Below are 24,431 nucleotides of genomic sequence, written 5' to 3' on the forward strand. Positions count from 1 at the left end.
GAATTATGTGATATGAACTATCTTTGAGTAACAACCAAAAATCTATGGAAAACCTAATTGATAGAATAATAGCATTAGAAAAAATATCAAAAGAATTAGAACCTACTAGAAAAGAAAGAGATTCCTTAAATCAAGAAGTTCAGGCCTATGCAAATGCCTTTATAGAGACTTTAAAAATAAAGCCGGCGTATAGTGAGGGAGAGGTAGATAATCATAAGTTAAAGATTGATTCTGAGAAACGCTCGTTGTCTGCTTTGTTAGAAATGTATACTTCTGAGGTTGCAGATCAAGGAATAAAACCAGCGTCAGGAGGTCATCTTGGTTATATTCCTGGCGGAGGAATCTATACAGCAGCTCTAGCCGATTTTATAGCAGCTTTTACAAATGAATATGCAGGCATGTATTTTGGTTCTCCAGGAGCAGTAACCATAGAAAATGAATTGTTAGATTGGATGAAGGGTATATTTGGTTTCCCTAAAGATGCCATCGGGAATCTAACTTCAGGAGGATCGATAGCTAATTTAATTGCTTTAACAGCAGCTAGAGATAAGCATGAAATTAAAAATGATAGGATAACAAAAAGTGTTATCTATATGAGTCCTCAAGTGCATCATTGTATCCATAAAGCTATTCGGATTATAGGAATGGAGGATATACAAATTCGTTTGTTAGTACTTGATGAATTGTCAAAAATTGATTCAGAAAAATTAAATGAAATCGTAGAGCAAGACCTTAGTGATGGGCTTAACCCATTTATGGTCATTGCATCTGCAGGAACAACAGATACAGGTGCGGTAGACCCTCTGGAAGAAATAGGGAGTATTGCAAGACAGCATAATTTATGGTATCATATTGATGGGGCATATGGAGGTTTTTTTATACTTAATGAAGAGAGGAAAAACTTGTTTAAGGGAATTGAGATGGCAGATTCCCTAGTCATCGATCCGCATAAAGGTTTATTTATACCTTATGGATTAGGAGCTGTTTTAATAAAAGATAAGAAAGCTGTTTTTCATTCTCATCATTATACAGCAAATTATATGCAAGATGCTGTCACAGATATGCAAATTAACCCAGCAGATGTGTCACCAGAGTTAACAAAACATTTTAGGGGATTAAGATTGTGGCTACCTCTTCAACTTCATGGATTAAAACCTTTTGTTGCTTGCTTGGATGAAAAACTTTTGTTAACCACGTATTTTAGAAATCAATTAGATAAAATTGGTTTTGAATTGGGACCAGAACCTGATTTGTCAGTAAGTTATTTTTGGTATCCTATACAAGAAGTAAACGAGGATGCCTTTAATGAAAAACTAATGGAATTAATTCATCAAGATGGGAGTGTGTTTTTAAGTTCAACAAGAATTGATGGTAGATTTGTTATTAGAATGGCAATACTTTCATTTAGAACAAAAATGACAACGATAGATGAGGCTATTGATATGATAAAGAGTTGCTTGTCTATGACGAAAGAACATTTTGAAGTCTGATTGCATAATGTGATAGAGAATCTATTCTATACTGCATGTTTTACGAATATCTTAAAATTCAAAGTGATATTGGATACATTAGATAAGTACGCTTTCGCGAAAGCGTATACTTCTCTGTCCGATCCCTCTTAAAATTCCTTATTTTTACAGACCAATATCCATCCACATCTTGATCTCAAAAGAAACCATAGACAAAGTATTTGAAACCGCTCGCGTAGAGGAGGTGATAGGAGACTTTGTTGTTCTTAAAAAATCAGGAAGTAATTTTAAAGGCTTGAGCCCATTCTCTGATGAACGAACACCAAGCTTTATGGTGTCTCCTGTAAAACAAATATGGAAAGATTTCTCTAGTGGAAAAGGAGGGAATTCTGTTGCTTTTTTGATGGAACATGAACACTTTACATATCCAGAAGCTATAAAGTATCTAGCAAAAAAATATAATATAGAGATAGAGGAAACTGAGCAAAGTGATGAGCAAAAAGAACAAGCAAATACAAGAGAAAGTTTGTACTTGGTTAGTGAGTATGCTCGAGATTATTATCATAATACATTGCTTAACTCAGAACAAGGAAAAGCAATAGGCGGTACTTATTTTAAAGAAAGAGGATTTACAGCAGATACGGTAAAGAAATTTCAATTAGGATATAATATAGATGAGTGGGATGCTTTTACTAGTGAAGCATTACGTAAAGGATATAAGCTTGAATTTTTAGAGAAAACGGGACTTACAATAGTAAAAGAAGAAAAACAGTTTGATCGTTTTAAAGGACGTGTGATGTTTCCTATCCACTCTATGAGTGGGCGTGTACTAGGTTTTGGGGGGCGTATTTTGACGAGCAATAAAAAAGCAGCAAAATATCTCAACTCTCCAGAGAGTGATATATACTATAAGAGTAAGGTTTTGTATGGTATTTATTATGCAAAACAATCTATAGCAAAAGAAGATAATTGTTACTTAGTAGAAGGGTATACAGATGTTATTCAGATGCATCAATCTGGAATTGAAAATGTAGTCTCTTCTTCAGGAACAGCACTTACACCAGAGCAAATACGTCTTATTAATAGATTAACAAAAAACATTACAGTACTTTTTGATGGTGATGCGGCTGGACAACGAGCGGCAATACGAGGAATTGATTTGATTCTTGAACAAGGCATGAATGTAAAAGTGTGCTCTTTTCCAGAAGGGGAAGATCCTGATAGTTTTTCGCGAAAGCATACTAAAGAAGAAATTCTTGCATATTTTAATGATAATGCAAAAGATTTTATTCAGTATAAAGCAAATCTTCTGGTAGAAGAAGCAGCAGGTGATCCAATAAAGAAAGCAAGCACTGTGCGTGATATGGTAGAGAGTATTTCAAAAATACCAGATACCATAAAGCGAGAAATCTACGTGCAGGAATGTTCTCGTATTATGGAGGTTTCTGAATCGGTATTGTATGATACGCTTGCTCAAATTCTTAATAAGAATAGAAAAGAAGCTGTTAAGAAAGGGAAGGATAGTCCTGCTTCAAAACCTTTTTCTGTAGTACCAGATCAAGTTATTAGTCAGGTCGAGAAAGTAGATGTACTATATGAGTTGGAACGTAAACTTATAGAGGCTTTATTGTTATATGGACAGGTAGAAGAAGATTTTGAAGATCTTGTATTGACAGAGACGGAAGATGGGCGCTTAGAATTAGAACCTGTTGTAAATAAATCAAAAGTTTTTGAGAAAATATATCTTGATTTGCAAGATGATGAAGTAGCATTTACAAATGATCTGTTTAGGTCTTTGTATGCAAAAATTATAGAGCAATTGCATCAAGATGATAATTTTAAAATTGAAACGTTTATTAACGAATTAGCTCCCGAAGAAGCATCTGAAATTTCAAATATTATTCTCAGTTATGAAAAATATGACCTACACCGATGGGTAGATAGGGAAGTATATGTGAAGACTAGAGATAAGTCAATTGCACAGTTTGTGTCAGAAATTGTCTTGAGTTTAAGAGGGTACTTAATAGCAAAAAAAATAAATAACTTATCTATAGAGGTTTCTAGTACATCTAGTAATAGTGAACTTTTAAGTGACATTAAAGATTATATTAACCTTAAAAAGTTAATACATGAAAAATTAGGAAGAGTGTTCTCCGCAAAAATGAATTAAAGATTCGTTGTATTTTGTAATAAACGAGCGTGTTTTATTAATTCGGCAACATTTTGAGCTTCTAATTTTTTAAGTAAACGCATTTTGTACGTGCTTACTGTTTTCTCATTGATATTTAAATTTGCAGCAATCTCTTTGTTGCGTTTCCCATTGGATAGTAAGTTAAGAACTTCAATTTCCCTACTTGATAGCTTCATGTATTTATAAGCAAGCCCTTGTGTTGTATTACCATCACTTATAAGACGTTTACTTAAGGCTTCGTTAAGATAGATGCCACCTCGTTGAATTTGATTTATTGCATCAAGTACTCTTTGTAGAGATGCAGTTTTTGAAACATATCCAGCGGCACCATATTTAATAGCACTTAGTGCATACATTTCTTCAGGATGACAGCTTAAGACAAGAATTTTAACATGCGGGAACTCACGCTTTATTGCTTTTATTGCAGTAATGCTGTTAAGGTTTGGGATATCTATTTCAAGTATAAGAATATCCACTTCGGTTTTGGTAAGGATCTTTAATAAATCATTTCCATCACTTATAGAATGCGTGACTTCGTAATTTCCTTCCGTGTTTAAAATTGAGGTAATCCCCTTTCTTGTAATAGGGTGATGATCCGCAATCAGAACTTTGTCCATGGCGATATGTGTTTCAATATGTTACAGAACAAGTCAATTAAGGGGGGAACTTGTTTAGGGTTCTCAAACTTACAAAGAAAAGATTCAGATGTTGCAGTTTTTGAATACAAATCGATAAAATGATTATTTAAATAGATGAACGGGTATTTCGCATATAGGTATTGGGGTCATTTTGTGTTGGTTTGCATTATTTAGCTTTTTATACAGGGTAAAAACACGCTTTTCTTCCCCTTCAAAATCGGTGTCAATTCTTCCTATTTCGTCTTGTTTCATGGCCCATTCTAGTTGATCATAAGTGGCTCCTATTTGGTCTTCATCTGTGCGATCATCTCCCCATAATCCATCAGTAGGTTTTGCTTCTTGTATGCTAGACGGTACTTGAACAGCTTTTGCTAGTTTGTATACCTCAGATTTCATGAGATCAGCAATAGGGCTTAAGTCCACGCCACCGTCTCCATATTTTGTGTAAAATCCAACACCAAAATCTTCTACTTTGTTTCCTGTTCCAGCAACTAGATATTTATGTAATCCTGCAAAGTAATATAAGGTTGTCATTCTCATTCTAGCACGCGCATTTGCAAGACTTAGAAATAGATTTTCATGGTCAGAATTATCAGGGACAGATGTTTTGAAGGTTTCAAAAAATGTGGTGAGATTTACTTCCACGCTTGATACATTTGGATACCTTTCTTTAAGTTGTGCAATGTGTTCTTGTCCTCTAGATACTTGGCTCTGTGCTTGGTGAATAGGCATCTCTATACATAAGGTGGGAAACCCTGTTTTTGCACATAATGTAGATGTTAAGGCACTATCTATACCTCCACTTATTCCTACAACAAAACCACTCATTTTAGCATTTGTGGCATATTCTTTTAACCATGTGACTATGTAATCTACTACTTTATCGGCTTGCATATGTATGTGTTTAAGTTTGTAACTCGTATTTTTGCACCTTAAAAATTGCAGGTCAAAAAATGAATTTTATTTTCTTGCGTTTAAAGAAGTATAAAGATACAAATTCACATGAAGAAATTACTTGGCATTGTTTTGATTTTACTCATCATTGTGAGTTGTCATGATGATAAACAATTGAATCCAGATATTGCGGCTATTCCTGTAAATATTGAGATAGATCGCTTTGATATTACTTTTTCTAAAATAACCCCAAAAGGTCTTCCGTCTCTTAAGCAGACGTATCCTTATTTATTTTCTACGCGTTATGATGATGCTTACTGGGAACAAAAAATTAAAGATACACTTCAAAAAGAAGTAGAGGAAGAAGTTTTTAAGGTGTTTTTGGATATAAATAAAACTCAAGAAGATTTAGAGTTGCTTTTTAAACATATTAAATATTACTTTCCGCAAGCAACAGTCCCTAAAACAATAGCAGTTGCTACAGATGTAGATTATCGTAACAAAGTTATTTTGGCAGATAGTCTTTTGTTTCTTTCACTATCTACATATTTAGGTGAAGATCATCACTTTTATGGAGGGATACCAAAATTTTATACAAAAAACCACAGAGAAGAACAAATAGATGTTGATGTAGCTATGGCTTTTGCAAAAACACAAACGCCTAGACCTCAGATATCTACCTTTCTAGAGCAGATTGTATACGAAGGAAAACAATTATACCTCATGGAATTATTTCTTAGTCAGAAAGCTACGAATGAGATTTTTTCATATACTCCAGAAGAGTATTCATTTGTAAAAGAAAATGAAATTAATATGTGGGAGTACTTTGTATCGAGTAAAATCTTATTTAGTACAGATAAAAAATTAGTAGCAAGATTTATAGATCCTGCTCCATTTTCTAAGTTCTATTTAGAATTTGATAATGAAACCCCAGGGAGAATAGGAAGGTATATGGGGTATAAAATTGTTGCTTCCTATATGTCAAACAATGATGTTCCTCTTAAAAATATGTTATTACTGGATGGGGAAACTATATTTAATAATGCAAAATACAAACCTTAATTATGGCGCTTACACATAAAACAGATATTAAAATAGCGGTAGAGCTTGATGAAAACAGAGTTCCTGAAAAAATGGCTTGGACCGCTAGAGATGGAGGTGTTGCAAATGAATCTGCAAGAGCCATGTTACTTTCATTATGGGACCATGAAGCTCAAGAAGCTGTGAGTATAGATTTATGGACTAAAGATATGCCAGTAGATGAGATGCAAGTCTTTTTTCATCAGACACTTGTTGGGATGACTAATACTTTTAGGAGAGCTACAGGAAATGATAAAATGAGTGATACAATGCAAGATTTTTGTGATTATTTTGCAAAACATCTTGATCTTAAAAAATAATAAAAGATCAAATAATTAAGAAATCTTATTTTAAATGTGAGAAAATTAATCTTTGTATACAATGCGAATTCAGGTCTTATAAATTCATGGCTAGACATGGCTCATAAAGTTGTGAGTCCAACTACTTATGAATGTGATTTATGTGCCTTGACTCATGGAAGTTTTACAGAGAAAAATAAGTGGAAGGATTTTAGAAATTCAAACTTTATTGAAATGGAATTTTATCATAAAGATGAATTCCTTTCTAAGTATAAATCAAAATGGTTGTCTAAATATACGTTTCCAATCATCCTTTATTCAGATGGGGAAAGATTAGAGCCTTTTATAACTGCAGCTATTTTTAAAGAAATAAAAACGGTAGAGGAGTTAATTGAAAATATAAAGACATTTTTGAATACGAATAAATCTGTAGAGAAGTCAGGTTTATAGATTATTAAATAATAACTAACGTTCTAAATTGGAATTGATTTCTTCTATATAATTTAGAATTTCGTCTTGCCCTATGGTTTTAGAGGCACTACTAATAAAATAATTAGGGAACTCCATCCAGACATCAGATAGAAGTGCTTGTTTGTACTCTTCTACATTGCGTTCGAGTGCTTGTGGTTTAAGCTTGTCTGCTTTAGTAAATATAATAGAGAAAGGTATTTGTCGCTCTCCTAAATACTCCATAAAAGCAGTATCTATAGGTTGAGGTTCATGTCTGCAATCTACCAATACAAATGCAGAGATTAATTGCTTTCGTTTTTCAAAATAATCAGTAATGAATTTTTGGAAATACTTTTTATTTTTTTTAGAAACACGTGCATATCCATAACCAGGAAGATCGACAAGGTGCCAATTTTTATTAATCAAAAAATGATTAATAAGTTGTGTCTTTCCAGGTCTTCCAGAAGTTTTTGCAAGGCTCTTTTTGCTAGTAAGCATATTGATTAAAGAGGACTTCCCGACATTAGACCTGCCTATAAAGGCGTACTCAGGGATCATTGTGTTTGGACATTTGGCAACTTCTGAGTTGCTTACCACAAATTCAGCCGACTTGATTTGCATGATACTAAATGTATTAGAAACTACGATTTTTTAACCAGTCAAGTAGTATGTCATTAAAAGAATCTGGTTGCTCCATCATAGCAGCATGACCACATTTATCTATCCAGAATAAATCAGAGTCCGGAAGTAATTTGTTAAAATCTTCTGCTACCTCTGGAGGAGTAACGTTATCTTGTTTTCCCCAAATAATACACGTAGGCGTATGCATTTCCGGTAAATCTTGTGCCATATTATGACGAATAGCACTTTTTGCAATAGCCAGCGTTTTTAATAGTTTGTTACGATCATTTACAGTGTCGTATACCTCATCTACAATCTCTTTTGTGGCAATATCAGGATTGTAAAAAACACCCTGCGCCTTCTTTTTAATATACTCATAATCACCACGTTTAGGGTAACTTTCTCCCATCGCGCTCTCGTATAAACCAGAACTTCCTGTGATAACAAGTCCTTTTATTTTTTCTGGATATACTTTTGAGTGATATAATGCTACGTGACCTCCCATAGAATTACCCAGAAGTATAACTTCTTTGTATTCTTTAAGATCTATAAACTCTTTTAGATACTTGGCAAAACTCTTTACACCTGTTTTTAAAAGAGGCATAGAGTATACAGGTAATTCTGGAATCACCACTTTGTATCCACGCTCAGAAAAAAAGTTGGTAACAGCATCAAAGTTACTTAAACCACCCATCAGTCCGTGTAATATGATGATAGGAGTGCCTTCACCTTCTTCTAAATAAGTGAATTTACCTTCGGTTTTTAGATTGTGTTTCATAGTTGTGGTTAGGCCTAGGCTTAATGGCAAATATAGGTATTTCCCTTGTATTGTAATCTTTTTTTGTAAATGGTTTATAAGTAAAAAGTTGTCGTGTTTTTTTGGAGAAACTATCTAATGTGAAAGTTAAAAGTTTGATAAATGCTTTCGCGAAAGCGTACACAAGTTTACCCTGATTGATTTATGAACAGTTTGTTTATAAAGTGCCTGTGGTGGTAAAACTTATCAACAAAGTGCAATAAAGTGGTAAAATGTGCAGTTTTTTCTTATATATTTGATCAATAAATCAGATTTCTTAGAAAAATCAGTGCTTAACTTAATCGGAACATACGAGTGTAAAATAGATGCAAAAGGTAGATTGATGCTGCCTCAAGCGTTTAAAAAGCAGCTAGCTTCTGTCCTTCAGGATGGGTTTGTGCTTAAACGAGCTGTGTTTCAAAGATGTCTGGAGTTGTATCCTATGGCAGAATGGAATGCCGTATCTCAAAAGGTAAATAAGCTTAATCGTTTTAATAAGAAAAATGATGAATTTATTCGTCGTTTTAATGCAGGATTGAAGCCTGTAGAAATTGATGGGTCTGGACGAATATTGATTTCTAAAGATTTGCATGCTTTTGCTCAAACCAAGAAAGAAATTGTTGTAAATGCAGCGATTAATGTTTTGGAAATATGGGATAAAGAACTTTATGAAAAAGCAATTGACGAGGCGACACTAGATTTTGCAGATTTAGCTGAAGAAGTAATGGGTGATCAAAACGATGAAGTAGATGGAGTATCATAATCCTGTATTGCTACGCGAGACGGTAGATGGTCTCGATATAAAACCTAATGGGGTTTATGTTGATGTGACTTTTGGCGGCGGTGGACATTCTAGGGAGATTATGAAAAGACTCGGTAGTGGAGGGAAGCTTTTTGCTTTTGATCAAGATCGTGATGCTCAACAAAATAGTATTGACGATGATCGATTTACACTTATTCCTGAGAATTTTAGATATGTTAAACGTTTCTTGAGGTTTAATGGAATAAAAAAAGTAGATGGTATTCTAGGAGATTTTGGAGTGTCTTCACATCAGTTTGATGTTGCAGAACGAGGGTTTTCTACACGATTTGAGAGTGATCTTGATATGCGTATGAATCAAAATGATGCGCTTTCTGCATATCATGTGATAAATGAATATGAAGAAGAGGCATTGCGTCAAGTTTTCTGGCAATATGGAGAGTTGCGTAATGCACCCAAAATTGCTAGAACAATACTAGATGATAGAAAAGAAACCCCTATCAAAACAAGTGAGCAACTTAAAGAAGTACTACGTCCTTTTTTGCCAAAACATAGGGAGCATAAAATCCTAGCGCAAATATACCAAGCGATACGTATTGAAGTAAATCAGGAGATAGAAGTGTTAAAGGAATTCTTGTTACAAACGGAGCAATTGTTAGAAACCGATGGACGTATAAGCTTGATTTCCTATCACTCACTTGAAGATAGACTTGTAAAACGATATATAAGAAATGGACTGTTTGAAGGAGAGCCAGAAAAAGATATGTATGGCAATTTTGAAGTGCCATTTAAAAAAGTGGGAAAACTAATTATTCCAGATCATAAAGAAATAAAACAGAATAATAGAGCACGAAGTGCAAAGCTGCGTATAGCAGAGCGTATATAATATGAAGAAAAAGATAAATAACATACTCAAAGGAAAATTCTTGGTAGACGAAGAAGCTTTCAAGAACTGGCGTATGATTATTTTTCTTTCAATACTTGCTTTAATTATGATTGCTAGTTCGCATCGAGCAGATGAGAAGGTTCATGAAATAGCAAGACTTAAAGCAAAAGTAGAAGAGTTGCGTAGTGAGTCAGTAGATGCTCGATTACAACTATGGGACTTGAAAATTGAAAGTAATGTAGCTCGTAAAATGGAGTCGAGAGGCGTTCAACCATCTTCGACACCTCCTCAAAAAATAAAGGTAAAAAAGCAAGAGCGATAATCTCAATATGGCAACCAACGATAAGAACATATTAAACCGATTGTATTTTGTGGCAGGATGTATGTTCATCTTCGCCCTTCTTGTTACCTATAAATTAATAAGTATCCAATTTTTTGAAGGAGCAAAGTATCGTGAGATGGCGATTACGGCAACAGAAAAAATGGTGACTATTCCAGCAACTCGCGGTAATCTTTATGCAGGCGATGGTAGTTTGCTCGCAACTTCAGTTATTAAATATGATATACGGTGGGATGCTGTTTCTCCTACAGATGATAATTTTGATGAAAATATAGTGGGTTTAAGCAAAGGATTGTCAAAACTTTTAGGTAAACCTCAGTCTTATTATGATAAGCGTTTGCGTACGGCTCGTGCTACAAAAAATAGATACCTCTTTGTGGCTAGAAATCTTAGTTATGGGGATTACATAAAAATAAAAGCACTTCCTCTTTTTAATAAAGGACAATTCAAAGGAGGTATTATTGTAGAGCAACATACAGAAAGAGAACATCCGTTAGATAAAATGGCAGAACGTACCGTTGGGTATGAGCGTAAAGATGATAGCGGGTATTATACACGTGTAGGCCTTGAAGGGGCTTACGGGCATTACCTTAGAGGGAAAGAAGGACGTAGGCTTAAACAAAAAATAGCCAAAGGAGAGTGGAAACCTCTTGGTATAGGAAATATTGTAGAGCCTCGTGATGGGTACGATGTGATCTCAACAATAGATGTAAATATTCAAGATATAGCACATAATGCATTACTATCAAGTCTTGAAAAATTTAAGGCAGATCATGGCTGTGTTGTGGTTATGGAAACAAAAACCGGAGAGATTAAAGCAATCTCGAATCTCGGACGAACTTCAGAAGGTAAGTATTACGAACGCCTTAATTATGCAGTAGGAGAATCTCATGAGCCAGGAAGTACTTTTAAGTTGATGGCTATGGTTGCGGCACTAGAGGATAAGGTGATTGATACTAGTCAAGTAATTGATACAGAAAATGGACGTGTTAAGTTTTATGATCGTACAGCTATAGATTCTAAACGAGGAGGATATGGCAAAGTAAGTGTGGCAAAAGCCTTTGAGTTAAGTAGTAATACAGCTTTTGCTAAAATGATTAATGAACCGTACGCAAAAGATCCAAAGCGTTTTGTAAAGCGACTCTTTAATATGGGGCTTAATGAGAAATTGGGACTTGAAATTAAAGGAGAGGGAGCGCCAGATTTTCCATATCCAGGGGATAAGAATTGGTATGGTACGACATTGCCGTGGATGGCTTTTGGATACGGAATAGAACTTACGCCATTACAAACACTGACTTTTTATAATGCAGTAGCAAATGATGGTGAGATGGTGAAACCTCGATTTATTAAAAAAGTAAAAGAATGGGATGTAACTGTAGAAGAATTCGAAAAAGAGGTGATTAACCCTCGTATTGCATCACAGTCTACGATTAATGCTGTTAAAGCAATGATGGAGAATACAGTGCGTCGCGGTACTGCAAAAAACATCTATAGTCCAGCATTTTCTATGGCAGGAAAAACAGGCACTTGTCAGACAGAATATTGGATAGAACCTAATCGATATATCTCATCGTTTGCAGGTTATTTCCCAGCTGATAATCCAGAATATTCCTGCATTGTTGTGATACATAAACCTGAAAAATCAATTGGGTATTATGGTAATATTGTTGCTGCTCCAGTCTTTAAACAAATTGCTCAAAAAATATATACAGATACACCAGTTGTAGATGAAGTAGATCTATCCAAGGAGACATCTAAGTCCGTAGAAAATAATTATGACGCGTATTATAATGTAGTAAATAAATCACATACTACAATTCCTAATGTAAAAGGAATGAGTGGGATGGATGCTGTTGCATTATTAGAAAACTTAGGCTTGAAAGTTCGTTTTCGCGGAAGCGGAAAAGTAAAGTCTCAATCTATAAACTCAGGAGAGAAACTAGTAAAAAATCAAACCATTATTCTAGAATTATCGTGATCTTACTTAAGGATATATTATATAAAGTGACACTAGATGCTGTTGTAGGAAATACAAGAGTAGCTATTACAAACTTGCACTTTGATTCTCGTCAAGTAGCATTAAATGATGTGTTTGTTGCTATACGTGGGACACAGAGCGATGGTCATGCGTATATCACAAAGGCTGTTGAAAAAGGAGCGCTCGCTATTATTTGTGAGGCTTTTCCTGAACAAATTATACATGGCGTAACCTATGTAAAAGTATCTGATAGCGCGTCTGCACTTGCTATTATGGCAGCAAACTATTACGAAAACCCATCTCATAATTTAAAATTAATAGGTGTAACAGGAACTAATGGTAAAACTACCATTGCTTCATTGTTACACCAACTTTTTGAAAAAGCAGGATACAAAGTAGGATTACTTTCTACTGTAAAAATAGTCGTAGCAGATGTTGAGTATAATGCTACACACACCACTCCAGATTCCTTGACGATAAATAAACACCTAGTGGCAATGAATGCTGCAGGTGTAGAATATTGTTTTATGGAAGTAAGTTCGCATGGGATTCATCAAAAACGTACGGAAGGATTGAGATTTGCGGGTGGGATATTTACAAATCTTACACATGATCATCTTGACTATCATAGCACCTTTGCAGAATATAGAGATGTGAAGAAAAAGTTTTTTGATGAATTGCCTAAAGAAGCTTTTGCCTTAGTTAATATAGATGACAAGAATGGTCCTATAATGTTGCAAAATACAAAGGCAAAAAAAGTAACATACGCTTTAAAAACAGTTGCCGATTTTAAAGCTCAGATTTTAGAAAACCAACTTTCAGGACTACTTCTTAAGATAAATGAACAAGAAGTATGGGCTCGATTAATAGGCTCTTTTAATGCATATAACTTATTAGCTATTTATGCTACGGGAGAATTGCTTGGTCTAGAGCAAATGGAAATTTTACGTTTACTAAGTCAGTTGGAAAGTGTAAGTGGTCGTTTCCAATACTTAATTTCTAAAGAAAAAATTACCGCTATTGTAGATTACGCTCATACCCCTGACGCCCTAAAAAATGTGTTGGAAACCATTAACGACATTAGGACCAAAAACGAACAATTGATCACTGTCGTGGGCGCTGGGGGCGATCGAGATACGTCAAAGCGTCCTAAGATGGGGCATATTGCTTCTGCATTAAGTACAAAAACCATTTTTACGAGTGATAATCCACGTAGTGAAAATCCAGATACCATTATCCAAGAAATAGAGGCGGGTGTTGAACCGCTCAATTTTAAAAAAATAATATCCATTACAGATAGAAAACAAGCCATTAAAACAGCTTGTCAACTAGCAAGCCCTAATGATATCATTCTGATTGCTGGTAAAGGTCATGAGAACTATCAAGAAATTAAAGGAGAACGCTTTGATTTTGATGATTATAAAATTGTAGAAGAAACCCTAAAACAACTAGAAAAGTAATGCTATACTATCTCTTTAAATACTTGGATGAAGCCTATAATTTACCTGGCGCAGGATTATTTCAATTCAGTACGTTTAGAGCAGCCATGGCTATTTTATTGTCATTAGCTATTTCTACCATTTATGGAAAACGTATCATTCGTTTTTTGCAAAAAAAGCAAATGGGAGAAACCATACGGGACTTAGGTCTTGCGGGTCAATCAGAAAAAGCGGGTACTCCAACCATGGGAGGGCTCATTATTATTCTAGCAACCTTAGTTCCTGTGTTTTTGTTTGCGAAGTTGGATAACATTTATATCATCTTATTAATTGTAACGACCCTTTGGATGGGAGTCATCGGATTTATGGATGATTATAAGAAGAAGATGGAGAAGAATAAGGATGGTCTTGCTGGAAGATATAAAGTGATAGGGCAGGTAGGTCTTGGGATTATTGTAGGAGCAACGATGTTCTTTCATTCAGATGTGACTATTAAAGAAGAGCGTGTTGGTGTGCCTGTAACTGTAACGACAAATGTTCCTGTAAATCAAGATAATCCAAGATTTACAGAAGAAGAAAAAAGCCTTAAAACAACCATTCCTTTTGTAAAAGATAATGAGTTTGATTATGCATCATTAATTACTTGGATCAATCCAAACTGGGCAAAATATGCTTGGATTATTTTTATACTGATTGTCATTGTTATTATCACAGCGGTATCTAATGGCGCCAATTTAACCGATGGTATCGATGGACTTGCGGCAGGTACATCTGCTATAGCGGTTCTCACGCTAGGGCTCTTTGCTTTTGTTTCGGGTAATATCATTTTTAGTGATTATCTCAATGTGATGTATATCCCTCGTAGTGGCGAGATGGTCGTTTTTATCACCGCTTTTGTGGGAGCGCTTATTGGCTTTTTATGGTATAATACCTATCCCGCACAAGTATTTATGGGGGATACAGGAAGCCTTACGATAGGCGGGATTATTGCGGTACTTGCCATTGCAACACGTAAAGAATGGTTAATCCCTATACTCGGAGGTATTTTCTTAATGGAAAACCTTTCGGTGATATTGCAAGTTGGTTATTTCAAATACACAAAAAAGAAAACAGGAGAAGGGCGCCGCATCTTCTTAATGTCACCATTACATCACCATTATCAGAAAAAAGGAATTCATGAAAGTAAGATTGTTACTCGGTTTTGGATCGTAGGCATCTTACTCGCTATTCTGACAATTGTAACATTAAAAATAAGGTAAGTATGCTTTCGCGAAAGCGTATAAACAACAATACATGAATACAAAGAAGATTGTAATATTAGGAGGAGGAGAAAGTGGTGTAGGCACGGCGATACTTGCAAAACAAAAAGGATACGAAGTGTTGGTTTCTGACTTCGGTAATATAAAAGAAACCTATAAAAAAGTTCTGACAGATTTTGAAATAGCTTGGGAAGAAGGAGGTCATTCTGAAGTAGCAATGGTAACAGCAACGATAGTGATGAAAAGCCCCGGAATACCAGATACGGCGCCAATTGTAAAAACATTACTGTCTAAAGGCATTCCTGTGATTTCTGAGATAGAATTTGCAGCACGCTATACGGAGGCAACTCTTGTAGGTATTACAGGTAGTAATGGTAAAACAACCACTACGATGCTTACTGGGTATATCCTAGAACAAGGAGGGCTTAATGTAGGGCTTGCAGGTAATATAGGAGACAGTTTTGCAAAGATGGTGGCATTACAATCTATAGGCACCTATGTGTTGGAAGTAAGCAGTTTCCAACTAGATGGAGTAGTGGGTTTTACGCCGCATATTGCTGTTTTGACCAATATAACGTCAGATCATTTAGATAGATATAATTATGATTTTGATAAATATATCACTTCTAAATTCCGTATCGCGATGAATCAAACTCCCGATGATTACCTCATCTATGATGCAGATGATCATGTAATAACAGATTGGCTAGAAAAACATCCAGTACGATCAAAACTGTTGCCATTTTCACTTGTTGAGAAATTTGAGAATGGCGCATATATAGAAGATAATAAGATACATATAAATATAGATAACAACCATTTTAGTATGACAACCCAAAATTTAGCATTAAAAGGAAAACACAATACAAAAAATGCTATGGCAGCAGCAACTGTAGCAAACCTTTTAAGTATTAGAAAAGCCACTATACGAGAAAGCTTAGAAGGCTTTCAAGGTGTTGAACACCGTCTGGAGCAAGTACTTAAAATAGGAAATGTGAAGTATATCAATGATAGTAAGGCAACCAATGTAAACGCTACGTTTTATGCCTTAGATAGTATGAGTTCACCTACAGTATGGATTGTAGGTGGTGTAGATAAAGGAAATGATTATAGAGATCTATATCCTTTGATAAACGAAAAGGTAAAGGCGATCGTTTGTTTAGGAGTAGACAATGCAAAACTAATGAGTCATTTTAGTACTATGGTAGATATTATTATAGAGACAGAGTCTATGACAGAAGCAGTTAAGATAGCTTATAAAGTAGCAGAAAAAGGAGATAATGTATTACTATCTCCAGCATGTGCAAGCTTTGATTTATTTGATAATTATGAAGATCGCGGACGTCAGTTTAAAAATGCAGTTCGTAATCTGTAAATCGCTTAGTAAAGGTTGTGTATTAAAAATATAAATAATGAGGTTTTCGCTTTCGCGAAAATGTATAAAAAAGAATGTCAAACGTAAAAAAAATATTCCAAGGATTACAAGGCGATAAAGCTATATGGGCTATTGTTGCTTTATTGGCATTATTTTCTTTCTTACCAGTATATAGTGCTGCGAGTAATCTTGCCTATATCCGTGGTGATGGAAATACGTTGCGTTTTTTGATTAAACATGGGATGCATCTCGTTCTTGGGTTTGCCATGTTATATGGAGTGCATAAAATACCTCATCATTATTTTAAAGGATTGTCGGTTATTTTTATGCCATTAGTCATTGTGTTATTAATTGTAACCTTAGCACAAGGAACGGTGATGGCTGGAGCAAATGCCGCTAGATGGATTAAAATTCCATTTATGGGTGTTGGTTTTCAAACATCTACACTTGCAGCGGTTGTTCTTATGGTATATGTCGCTCGATATCTTTCTAGAATTAAAGATAAACCAGTTACTTTTAAAGAGACATTAGTGCCTCTATGGCTGCCAGTAGGAGTTGTGCTAGCACTGATCTTACCAGCAAACTTCTCTACAACGGCCATTATGTTTTTAATGGTTGTTACGCTGGTATTTTTAGGAGGATATCCATTAAAATATTTAGGAATTATAATTGCTACTGGAATTGTGGCATTGCTTTTTTTTGTATTACTAGCAAAGGCTTTTCCTGGTATATTTCCTAACAGAGTAGATACATGGATCAGTAGAGTAGAGAATTTTGCAAATAATGAAGTAGATGCCGATGCCGATTATCAAATAGAAAAAGCAAAGATAGCTATTGCATCAGGTCAAATCATTGGACTTGGACCCGGTAAAAGTGTTCAAAAGAACTTTTTGCCACAATCTTCATCAGATTTTATTTATGCCATTATCGTAGAAGAGTTTGGGCTTTTAGGAGCTTTATTTCTCATGTTGTTATACTTGTTATTGTTATTCCGAATAACCGTCATTGCACATAAAGCCGAAACCATATTTGCAAAACTCCTTGTCATAGGAGTGGGGATGCCTATTGTATTTCAGGCACTTATTAATATGGCGGTAGCTGTAGAGTTATTCCCGGTAACAGGGCAAACATTGCCGCTTGTAAGTAGTGGAGGTACCTCCATATGGATGACCTGTCTTGCAATAGGAATTGTATTAAGTGTAAGTGCAAAACGAGAAGCACAGAAAGCAAAAACAGAAAAAGAATTAAACCCATTAGACGTATTAAGTGAAACCTTATAAAGTCATATTATCAGGAGGTGGTACAGGAGGGCATATCTATCCTGCGATAGCGATTGCTCGAGAAATTGAAAAACGATATCCAAATACGCAATTCTTATTTGTAGGTGCAAGTGATCGTATGGAAATGGAGAAAGTACCACAAGCTGGGTATAAAATTGAAGGGCTTTGGATCTCTGGTATTCAACGTAAATTATCTGTTGAGAACATGAAATTCCCATTTAAGCTATTAAGTAGTTTATGGAAATCTAATAAGATATTGAAACAATTTAAACCAGATGTTGTGATAGGTACTGGTGGATTTGCTAGTGGACCTTTACTGAAGCGTGCCACTGCAAAAAAAATACCCGCACTGATTCAAGAACAAAATTCATACGCTGGAATTACCAATAAAATTTTATCAAAAAATGTACAGAAAATATGTGTCGCCTATGATGAGATGCATCGTTTCTTTCCAGAAGATAAGATTGTAAAAACAGGAAACCCAGTACGTAATGACTTACTGGATATTGATAGTAAAAGAACGGATGCTCTTGCAAAATATGAGCTGTCTCCAGATAAGAAAACACTTCTAATTATAGGAGGTAGTTTAGGAGCTAGAGCGATTAATGAATTGATAAGTAAGCAACTGGATTTCTTTAAAAAGAAGGGAGTTCAAATACTCTGGCAAACAGGGAAGCTGTATTATGAACAATATAAACACTTTGCTTCAAATGAAGTAAAGGTGATGGCATATATAGATCAAATGGATATGGCGTATGCAGCGGCAGATATTATTATTTCGAGAGCTGGAGCAAGTTCGGTTTCTGAGTTGTGTATTGTGGGGAAGGCAACAATTTTTATCCCGTCTCCTAATGTAGCAGAAGACCATCAAACCAAAAATGCACTTGCAGTTACAAGTAAGAATGCTGGCGTTTTAATTCGCCAAAAAGAGTTGGATTCAACATTTGAAAACGAAATAAATAGTCTTCTGACTGATGAAAATAGATGTGCAACATTAGGAAATGCCATTAAAGAATTGGCTTTGCCAGATGCAACAGTACATATCGTAGATGAGGTTGAAAAATTATTGAATACAGAGAAAAATAAATGAACGCATTAAAAGACATACAGCATTTTTATTTCATCGGGATCGGAGGGATTGGGATGAGCGCGTTAGCATTTTATTTTCACAAAAGTGGGAAACACGTAGCTGGTTATGACCGTACTTCTAGTGATGTTACAAAGTCATTAGAGCAAGTCGGTATTTCTATACATTATAATGATAGGGGAGATGTGGTAGATGAGACTTATACCCCTAACGACACGTTGGTTATTTATACCCCAGCTGTTCCTAATAATTTTGGGGAATTGGTCCGCTTTCGCGAAAGCGGATATACTATTAAAAAACGAGCAGAAGTGCTTGGTATGATTGCAAATGCTCATTATAGTCTAGCTGTTGCAGGGACGCATGGAAAAACCACAACCTCTAGTATTCTGGGACATCTACTGGCTGAAACAGGAGCTGCTGTCACTGCTTTTATTGGAGGAATAACCAATAATTATAATGGAAATCTAATTCAGAAAGGAAACGATGTTATCGTCGTAGAAGCAGATGAGTTTGATCGTTCTTTCTTACAATTAACACCAGATATTGCTTGTATTACGTCAATGGATGCAGATCATCTTGATATTTATGGCGATGCAGATACACTAGAAAATACCTTTAAGGAATTTGGAGGTTTAGTGCCTTCGGATAAATTATTTATAAAGAATGGATTGCCTTTGGATGGGCTAACCGTAGGTATAGAAGACGACGCAGATTATAGTGCTCAAAATATAATTATAGAAAATGGTTGTTACCATTTTGATTTTAAACACCCTAATGGGGTGATATCTAAGATGCAATTTAACCTACCTGGCAGACATAATTTGTCTAATGCAATAACAGCTTTGGGTATGGCAATGATATATGGTTCCCCGACCAAATTATTGCCCAAAGCTTTATTGAGTTTTTCTGGTGTGAATAGAAGGTTTACATATCGATTAAAAACAGAGCATCGAGTGCTTATAGATGATTATGCACATCACCCTACAGAGATAGCGGCTGTGTGTCAAAGCGTTGAGGAAATGTATCCTAATGAACCTGTACTGGCTATATTTCAGCCGCATTTGTTTAGTAGGACACAAGATTTTATGGAGGATTTTGCTATGCAACTTTCGCAATTTGATGAAGTCTTTTTATTAGATATATATCCTGCGCGCGAATTGCCTATTAAAGGAGTAACTAGTGATGCTTTATTAGAAAAAATTAAGATTGAAAAAAAACAATTAATTACAAAAGAAGAACTCTCTATAAAAATAGCTCAAGCTACACAGAAAATTGTTGTCATGATGGGAGCAGGTGATATAGGTGTAGAGATATTAAAAGTAACACAAGATTTGAAAAATGCGAGTTAATTGGAGTTACATATTATTTTCAGGATTACTGTTATTAACAGTGCTTTTATATGCATTTGCATCGCACCGTAATGATAAGAGATTGGTAGATGATATAGCGATTCAATTTGAAGATGAGAGCACTCCTTTTGTGACCAGAGAAGCCGTTGATAAATTGTTAATACAAAGTGAAGGCAAGGTTACGGGTATGCCTAAAGAAAAATTAGCTTTGAATGAGATGGAGTTGCGTGTTAATGAACATCCAACTATCAAAAATGCAGATGTTTATGTTACCATGGCAGGAACAGTGGGAGTCGCTATTGAACAGCGAAAGCCTATTGCTCGTGTTAATGGTAATACGTCATTTTATATAGATCAAGATGGAGAAGAGATGCCACTCTCTGAGAATTTTTCGGCGAGAGTACCTTTAATTACGGGTATTGCAAAGAAAGATATTCCGACGATTACACAATTAATAAGGCATATAAAAGAGGATGATTTTTTAAATAAACACATTGTCGGGGTAGAAAAACAAAGAGGAGGAGATTATATGCTTATCCCAAGAGCATTGAGTTATAAAATTATGTTAGGTAAAGTAACACGTTTAGAACTTAAGCTTAGTAATTATAAAGCTTTCTATCAGAAAGCAGAAAAAGATAAAACACTTAATATGTATAGACTTATAAACCTTAAGTATGCTAATCAAGTGGTTTGTAAAAAAGTTTAAATAGGCATGAGCTTGCAAGAAAGGTGTAGCATATATATCAAGTAATGACAACTCAAAACTATAGCAATATGGAACAACAAAATATCGCAGTAGGATTAGATATCGGGACAACAAAGATTGTGGCGATGATAGGTCGTTACAATGAATATAATAAAGTTGAGATTTTAGGAATTGGAAAATCTAAAAGCTTAGGAGTGCATCGAGGTGTTGTAAATAATATTACACAGACAATACAATCTGTACAACAAGCGGTACAAGAGGCCGAAAATGTTTCTGGTATTAAGATAAAAGATGTTGTTGTTGGAATCGCAGGGCAGCACATACGTAGTTTGCAACATAGTGATTATATCACAAGAGCAAATGCAGATGAAGTTATTGATGAAATGGATATAGATGCACTATGTAATCAAGTGCATAAACTAGTTATGTTGCCGGGAGAAGAAATTATTCATGTATTGCCACAAGAATACAAAGTAGATGGGCAAAGTGAGATTAAGGAACCTGTTGGAATGTACGGAGGTCGTGTAGAAGCAAATTTTCATGTTGTTGTAGGTCAAGTAGCTTCTATCAGAAATATAGGACGTTGTGTGAAAAGTGCTGGTTTGAGTCTAGATAGAATTACACTAGAACCTTTGGCTTCTGCAGATGCTGTTTTAAGTCAAGAAGAAAAAGAAGCTGGAGTAGCATTAATAGATATAGGAGGAGGAACAACAGATCTTGCTATTTTTAAAGATGGCATTATACGACATACAGCAGTTATTCCTTTTGGAGGTAATGTGATTACGGAAGATATCAAAGAAGGATGCTCTATTATAGAGAAACAAGCAGAATTACTTAAGATGAAATTTGGATCTGCTTGGCCTGGAGAAAATAAAGATAATGAGATTGTTTCTATACCAGGTCTTAGAGGGCGTGACCCTAAAGAAATTACATTAAAAAACCTTTCTAAGATTATTCATGCACGTGTGGTAGAAATCATAGAGCAGGTGTATTTAGAGATAAAAAATTATGGTCACGAAGAGCAAAAGAAAAAACTAATTGCAGGAATTGTATTAACGGGAGGGGGCTCTCAGTTAAAACATCTTAAACAATTAGTAGAGTATATCACAGGAATGGATACGCGTATAGGATACCCTAATGAGCATCTTGCAGGTGATAGTGACTCAGAAACAACAAGCCCATTATTTGCAACAGCAGTAGGACTTGTTATGAATAGTTTAGAACAAGGATTATATAATAGTAATCCAGAAGAAATTGTAGAAGAAAATAATGAAGAAGTTAGTGAAGAAGATATGGATATACAGGCATCAGATACACCTGTAGAAAAATCACCTTCTCACTCTATGCCTAAGAAAAGCATTTTTGATCGTTGGGCAGAGAAGTTTAAAGATTTTTTAGATAATGCAGAGTAGGATACTATCCAGAAAGTAGGAGATAGTATAATTTAAAATTAAAGAAAAGATAAAATAAGATTTCCATTGGGGGTTATCTTAATTGATAACCAAAGTTTGGAAATGTAATAAAGGGGCTAAAATCAAAAAGTATGAGTACGACAGAATTTGATGGAATTACATTTGATCTACCTAAAAACCAAAGTAACGTGATTAAGGTTATTGGTGTAGGTGGAGGTGGAAGCAATGCGATTAATCACATGTTTCAACAAGGAATAAAAGGGGTAGACTTTGTGATTTGTAATACAGATGCACAGGCACTAGAAAATAGTACAGTACCAATAAAAATACAATTAGGAGTAGGGCTTACGGAAGGGCTCGGAGCTGGTGCAAATCCAGATGTAGGAGAAAAAGCAGCTATAGAAAGCGAACTTGACATCAAAGAAATGTTAGGAACCAATACCAAAATGATTTTTATCACTGCTGGTATGGGTGGAGGAACTGGTACAGGAGCAGCTCCCGTGATTGCAAAAATGGCAAGAGAAATAGATATCCTCGTCGTAGGGATAGTAACTATTCCTTTCCAGTTTGAAGGAAAAATGCGTAATGAACAAGCTCAAAAAGGAGTAGATAAATTAAGATCACAAGTAGATTCCCTTATTGTTATAAATAATAATAAACTTCGTGAAGTATATGGAAATTTAGGTTTTAAAGCTGGTTTTAGTAAAGCAGACGAAGTACTTGCAACTGCCTCTCGTGGAATTGCAGAAGTAATAACACATCACTATACTCAGAATATTGACCTTCGCGATGCAAAAACAGTATTAAGTAAAAGTGGTACTGCTATTATGGGAAGCGCGACAGCTAGTGGATCAAACCGTGCGTTTGAAGCTATCACAAAAGCATTAGATTCTCCTTTACTTAATGATAATAAAATTACAGGAGCAAAGAATGTATTACTTCTTATTGTATCTGGGAATGATGAGATTACTATAGATGAAATAGGAGAAATCAATGATCATATTCAAGCAGAAGCTGGTCATAGTGCAAATATCATTATGGGGGTTGGAGAAGATGAAGCACTTGGAGATGCGATTTCTGTGACTATCATAGCAACAGGATTTAATGTAGAGCAACAAGATGATATTGTGAACATAGAATCTAAGAAGATTATTCACACATTAGAAGAGGAGCAAAAAGCACAACAAGATTTAATGCCAGAAATAGCACCTGTTGTAAATGAAGAGCCTCCCGTTGTTAAGGTAATAGAGAATGTAATCCCAGAAAAGATAGTACATACCCTAGACTTAGATGAATTGGAAGAAAAAGTGGTGCCTCCCGTTCAAGAGAAAATTGATTTAAAAATCATTCCTACGACAGATATCATAAGAGATATAGACGTAGTGTATGAAGAAGTATTAGCGCTATCTGAAGATGATTTTGAAATTATAGATACAACAGTACGTCAAGAAGAAACATCTGTAGTAGAAGAAAACACAGGGATGTTATCATTTGACTTACCTACTCATATAGAAGAGGAAGTGCCAGCTCAAAAAGAAGAACTTGCAGAGGCGCCAGTTCTTTTTGAACTTAATGAAGAACTTGCAGAAATTGAAGTAAAAGATCCTATTGAGATTATTCCAGTTACAGAAGTTTCTACAGATGGAGAGACTCGTTATAGTCTAGAAGACTATATGGAGGTAGAAGAAACGTTATCTGCTGCAAATGCTTCGGATGATGCTACAAAAGTAGAAGAAGAGACTATTATTTTTGAAACAAAAACTGTTGATCCAGTGCCTACTGATGAGTCAAAAGAAGATGAGGTAGATCCTATGAATAGCCCTATTTCAAAACTTTTGGTTGATCGAGCGGCAGAACGTAAACGTAAGATGAAAGAATTTAATTATAAATTTCATCACAATCAATCTCGTATAGAAGAAATTGAAAAGCAACCTGCGTATAAAAGAATGGGTATTGATCTAGATGAGAAAACACCAGATAAAGAAGGAAACTTATCACGTACCACATTATCTACAGACGATAATGAAGATATACAATTACGTAGTAATAACTCTTTTTTACACGATAATGTAGATTAGAAGAAGAGCCAACTTAATATGTCTAAAACCTGAGATTCATA

22 protein-coding genes are annotated in these 24,431 nt (G+C 35.1%); 18 read left to right on the top strand and 4 right to left on the bottom strand.

The window, feature by feature from the left end; genetic code table 11:
* The first annotated feature begins 44 nt into the window (after positions 1–44).
* Complete coding sequence (locus tag ABJD27_RS15040) at positions 45–1,490, top strand: aminotransferase class V-fold PLP-dependent enzyme (protein WP_348167941.1); 1,446 nt, start codon at positions 45–47, stop codon at positions 1,488–1,490.
* 169 nt (positions 1,491–1,659) lie between these two features.
* Positions 1,660–3,639 (top strand): DNA primase, encoded by a 1,980-nt coding sequence (dnaG, locus tag ABJD27_RS15045; protein WP_348167944.1) that lies wholly within the window; start codon positions 1,660–1,662, stop codon positions 3,637–3,639.
* Here dnaG and ABJD27_RS15050 read toward each other — a convergent pair.
* Together ABJD27_RS15050 and nadE are read right to left on the bottom strand one after the other, a co-directional pair.
* Positions 3,636–4,277 carry a response regulator transcription factor gene (locus tag ABJD27_RS15050; RefSeq protein WP_348167947.1) on the bottom strand — a complete coding sequence of 214 codons (642 nt, stop codon included), beginning with the start codon at positions 4,275–4,277 and terminating at the stop codon, positions 3,636–3,638. The two genes, dnaG and ABJD27_RS15050, sit on opposite strands and share 4 nt — an antisense overlap.
* A 123-nt stretch (positions 4,278–4,400) precedes the next feature.
* Entirely contained in the window at positions 4,401–5,192 is a 792-nt protein-coding gene (gene nadE / locus ABJD27_RS15055; RefSeq protein WP_348167950.1) for an NAD(+) synthase, read from the bottom strand.
* A gap of 108 nt (positions 5,193–5,300) precedes the next feature.
* Here nadE and gldB point away from each other — a divergent pair, with 108 nt between their 5' ends.
* The 3 genes from gldB (at position 5,301) to ABJD27_RS15070 (ending at position 7,021) form a co-directional block, all read left to right on the top strand.
* Complete coding sequence (gene gldB / locus ABJD27_RS15060; protein ID WP_348167953.1) at positions 5,301–6,254, top strand: gliding motility lipoprotein GldB; 954 nt, start codon at positions 5,301–5,303, stop codon at positions 6,252–6,254.
* Between the two features lie 2 nt (positions 6,255–6,256).
* Entirely contained in the window at positions 6,257–6,592 is a 336-nt protein-coding gene (gldC, locus tag ABJD27_RS15065; protein ID WP_348167956.1) for a gliding motility protein GldC, read from the top strand.
* 96 nt (positions 6,593–6,688) lie between these two features.
* Positions 6,689–7,021, top strand: a complete 333-nt coding sequence (locus ABJD27_RS15070) for a GTPase (protein ID WP_348167959.1) — start codon at positions 6,689–6,691, stop codon at positions 7,019–7,021.
* A gap of 15 nt (positions 7,022–7,036) precedes the next feature.
* Here the strand turns inward: ABJD27_RS15070 and yihA are convergent, their stop codons facing one another.
* Both yihA and ABJD27_RS15080 read right to left on the bottom strand, forming a co-directional pair.
* Positions 7,037–7,642 (bottom strand): ribosome biogenesis GTP-binding protein YihA/YsxC, encoded by a 606-nt coding sequence (gene yihA / locus ABJD27_RS15075; protein WP_348167962.1) that lies wholly within the window; start codon positions 7,640–7,642, stop codon positions 7,037–7,039.
* A 13-nt stretch (positions 7,643–7,655) separates the two neighbouring features.
* The gene (locus ABJD27_RS15080; RefSeq protein WP_348167964.1) at positions 7,656–8,420 is read right to left on the bottom strand and encodes an alpha/beta hydrolase; all 765 of its coding nucleotides are present in this window, start codon (positions 8,418–8,420) and stop codon (positions 7,656–7,658) included.
* Between the two features lie 307 nt (positions 8,421–8,727).
* Between ABJD27_RS15080 and mraZ the strand changes: the two genes are divergently transcribed.
* From mraZ to ftsZ, 13 genes are all read left to right on the top strand, one after another.
* Positions 8,728–9,201, top strand: a complete 474-nt coding sequence (gene mraZ / locus ABJD27_RS15085) for a division/cell wall cluster transcriptional repressor MraZ (RefSeq protein WP_348167967.1) — start codon at positions 8,728–8,730, stop codon at positions 9,199–9,201.
* The gene (rsmH, locus tag ABJD27_RS15090) at positions 9,188–10,084 is read left to right on the top strand and encodes a 16S rRNA (cytosine(1402)-N(4))-methyltransferase RsmH (RefSeq protein ID WP_348167970.1); all 897 of its coding nucleotides are present in this window, start codon (positions 9,188–9,190) and stop codon (positions 10,082–10,084) included. The genes mraZ and rsmH overlap by 14 nt, the downstream gene beginning before the upstream one ends.
* A 1-nt stretch (position 10,085) precedes the next feature.
* On the top strand, positions 10,086–10,406 hold the full coding sequence (locus tag ABJD27_RS15095; RefSeq protein WP_348167973.1) for an FtsL-like putative cell division protein: 321 nt from the start codon (positions 10,086–10,088) through the stop codon (positions 10,404–10,406).
* Between the two features lie 7 nt (positions 10,407–10,413).
* Positions 10,414–12,405 (top strand): penicillin-binding protein, encoded by a 1,992-nt coding sequence (locus ABJD27_RS15100; protein WP_348167975.1) that lies wholly within the window; start codon positions 10,414–10,416, stop codon positions 12,403–12,405.
* Positions 12,402–13,865 (top strand): UDP-N-acetylmuramoyl-L-alanyl-D-glutamate--2,6-diaminopimelate ligase, encoded by a 1,464-nt coding sequence (locus tag ABJD27_RS15105; protein ID WP_348167978.1) that lies wholly within the window; start codon positions 12,402–12,404, stop codon positions 13,863–13,865. The genes ABJD27_RS15100 and ABJD27_RS15105 overlap by 4 nt, the downstream gene beginning before the upstream one ends.
* Complete coding sequence (gene mraY / locus ABJD27_RS15110) at positions 13,865–15,103, top strand: phospho-N-acetylmuramoyl-pentapeptide-transferase (RefSeq protein ID WP_348167981.1); 1,239 nt, start codon at positions 13,865–13,867, stop codon at positions 15,101–15,103. The genes ABJD27_RS15105 and mraY overlap by 1 nt, the downstream gene beginning before the upstream one ends.
* 34 nt (positions 15,104–15,137) lie before the next feature.
* Complete coding sequence (gene murD / locus ABJD27_RS15115; protein WP_348167984.1) at positions 15,138–16,478, top strand: UDP-N-acetylmuramoyl-L-alanine--D-glutamate ligase; 1,341 nt, start codon at positions 15,138–15,140, stop codon at positions 16,476–16,478.
* Between the two features lie 74 nt (positions 16,479–16,552).
* Positions 16,553–17,758 (top strand): FtsW/RodA/SpoVE family cell cycle protein, encoded by a 1,206-nt coding sequence (locus ABJD27_RS15120; RefSeq protein ID WP_348167987.1) that lies wholly within the window; start codon positions 16,553–16,555, stop codon positions 17,756–17,758.
* Entirely contained in the window at positions 17,745–18,848 is a 1,104-nt protein-coding gene (gene murG, locus ABJD27_RS15125) for an undecaprenyldiphospho-muramoylpentapeptide beta-N-acetylglucosaminyltransferase (protein ID WP_348167990.1), read from the top strand. The genes ABJD27_RS15120 and murG overlap by 14 nt, the downstream gene beginning before the upstream one ends.
* On the top strand, positions 18,845–20,194 hold the full coding sequence (gene murC / locus ABJD27_RS15130) for a UDP-N-acetylmuramate--L-alanine ligase (protein WP_348167992.1): 1,350 nt from the start codon (positions 18,845–18,847) through the stop codon (positions 20,192–20,194). The genes murG and murC overlap by 4 nt, the downstream gene beginning before the upstream one ends.
* Positions 20,184–20,900: a hypothetical protein gene (locus ABJD27_RS15135; RefSeq protein WP_348167995.1), complete on the top strand. Its 717-nt coding sequence runs from the start codon at positions 20,184–20,186 to the stop codon at positions 20,898–20,900. The genes murC and ABJD27_RS15135 overlap by 11 nt, the downstream gene beginning before the upstream one ends.
* Before the next feature lie 68 nt (positions 20,901–20,968).
* Entirely contained in the window at positions 20,969–22,312 is a 1,344-nt protein-coding gene (gene ftsA, locus ABJD27_RS15140; protein ID WP_348167998.1) for a cell division protein FtsA, read from the top strand.
* A 131-nt stretch (positions 22,313–22,443) separates the two neighbouring features.
* The gene (ftsZ, locus tag ABJD27_RS15145) at positions 22,444–24,390 is read left to right on the top strand and encodes a cell division protein FtsZ (protein ID WP_348168001.1); all 1,947 of its coding nucleotides are present in this window, start codon (positions 22,444–22,446) and stop codon (positions 24,388–24,390) included.
* Positions 24,391–24,431: the final 41 nt, after the last annotated feature.

It is taken from the genome of Dokdonia sp. (genome assembly GCF_039945015.1).
Taxonomy (GTDB): Bacteria; Bacteroidota; Bacteroidia; order Flavobacteriales; family Flavobacteriaceae; genus Dokdonia.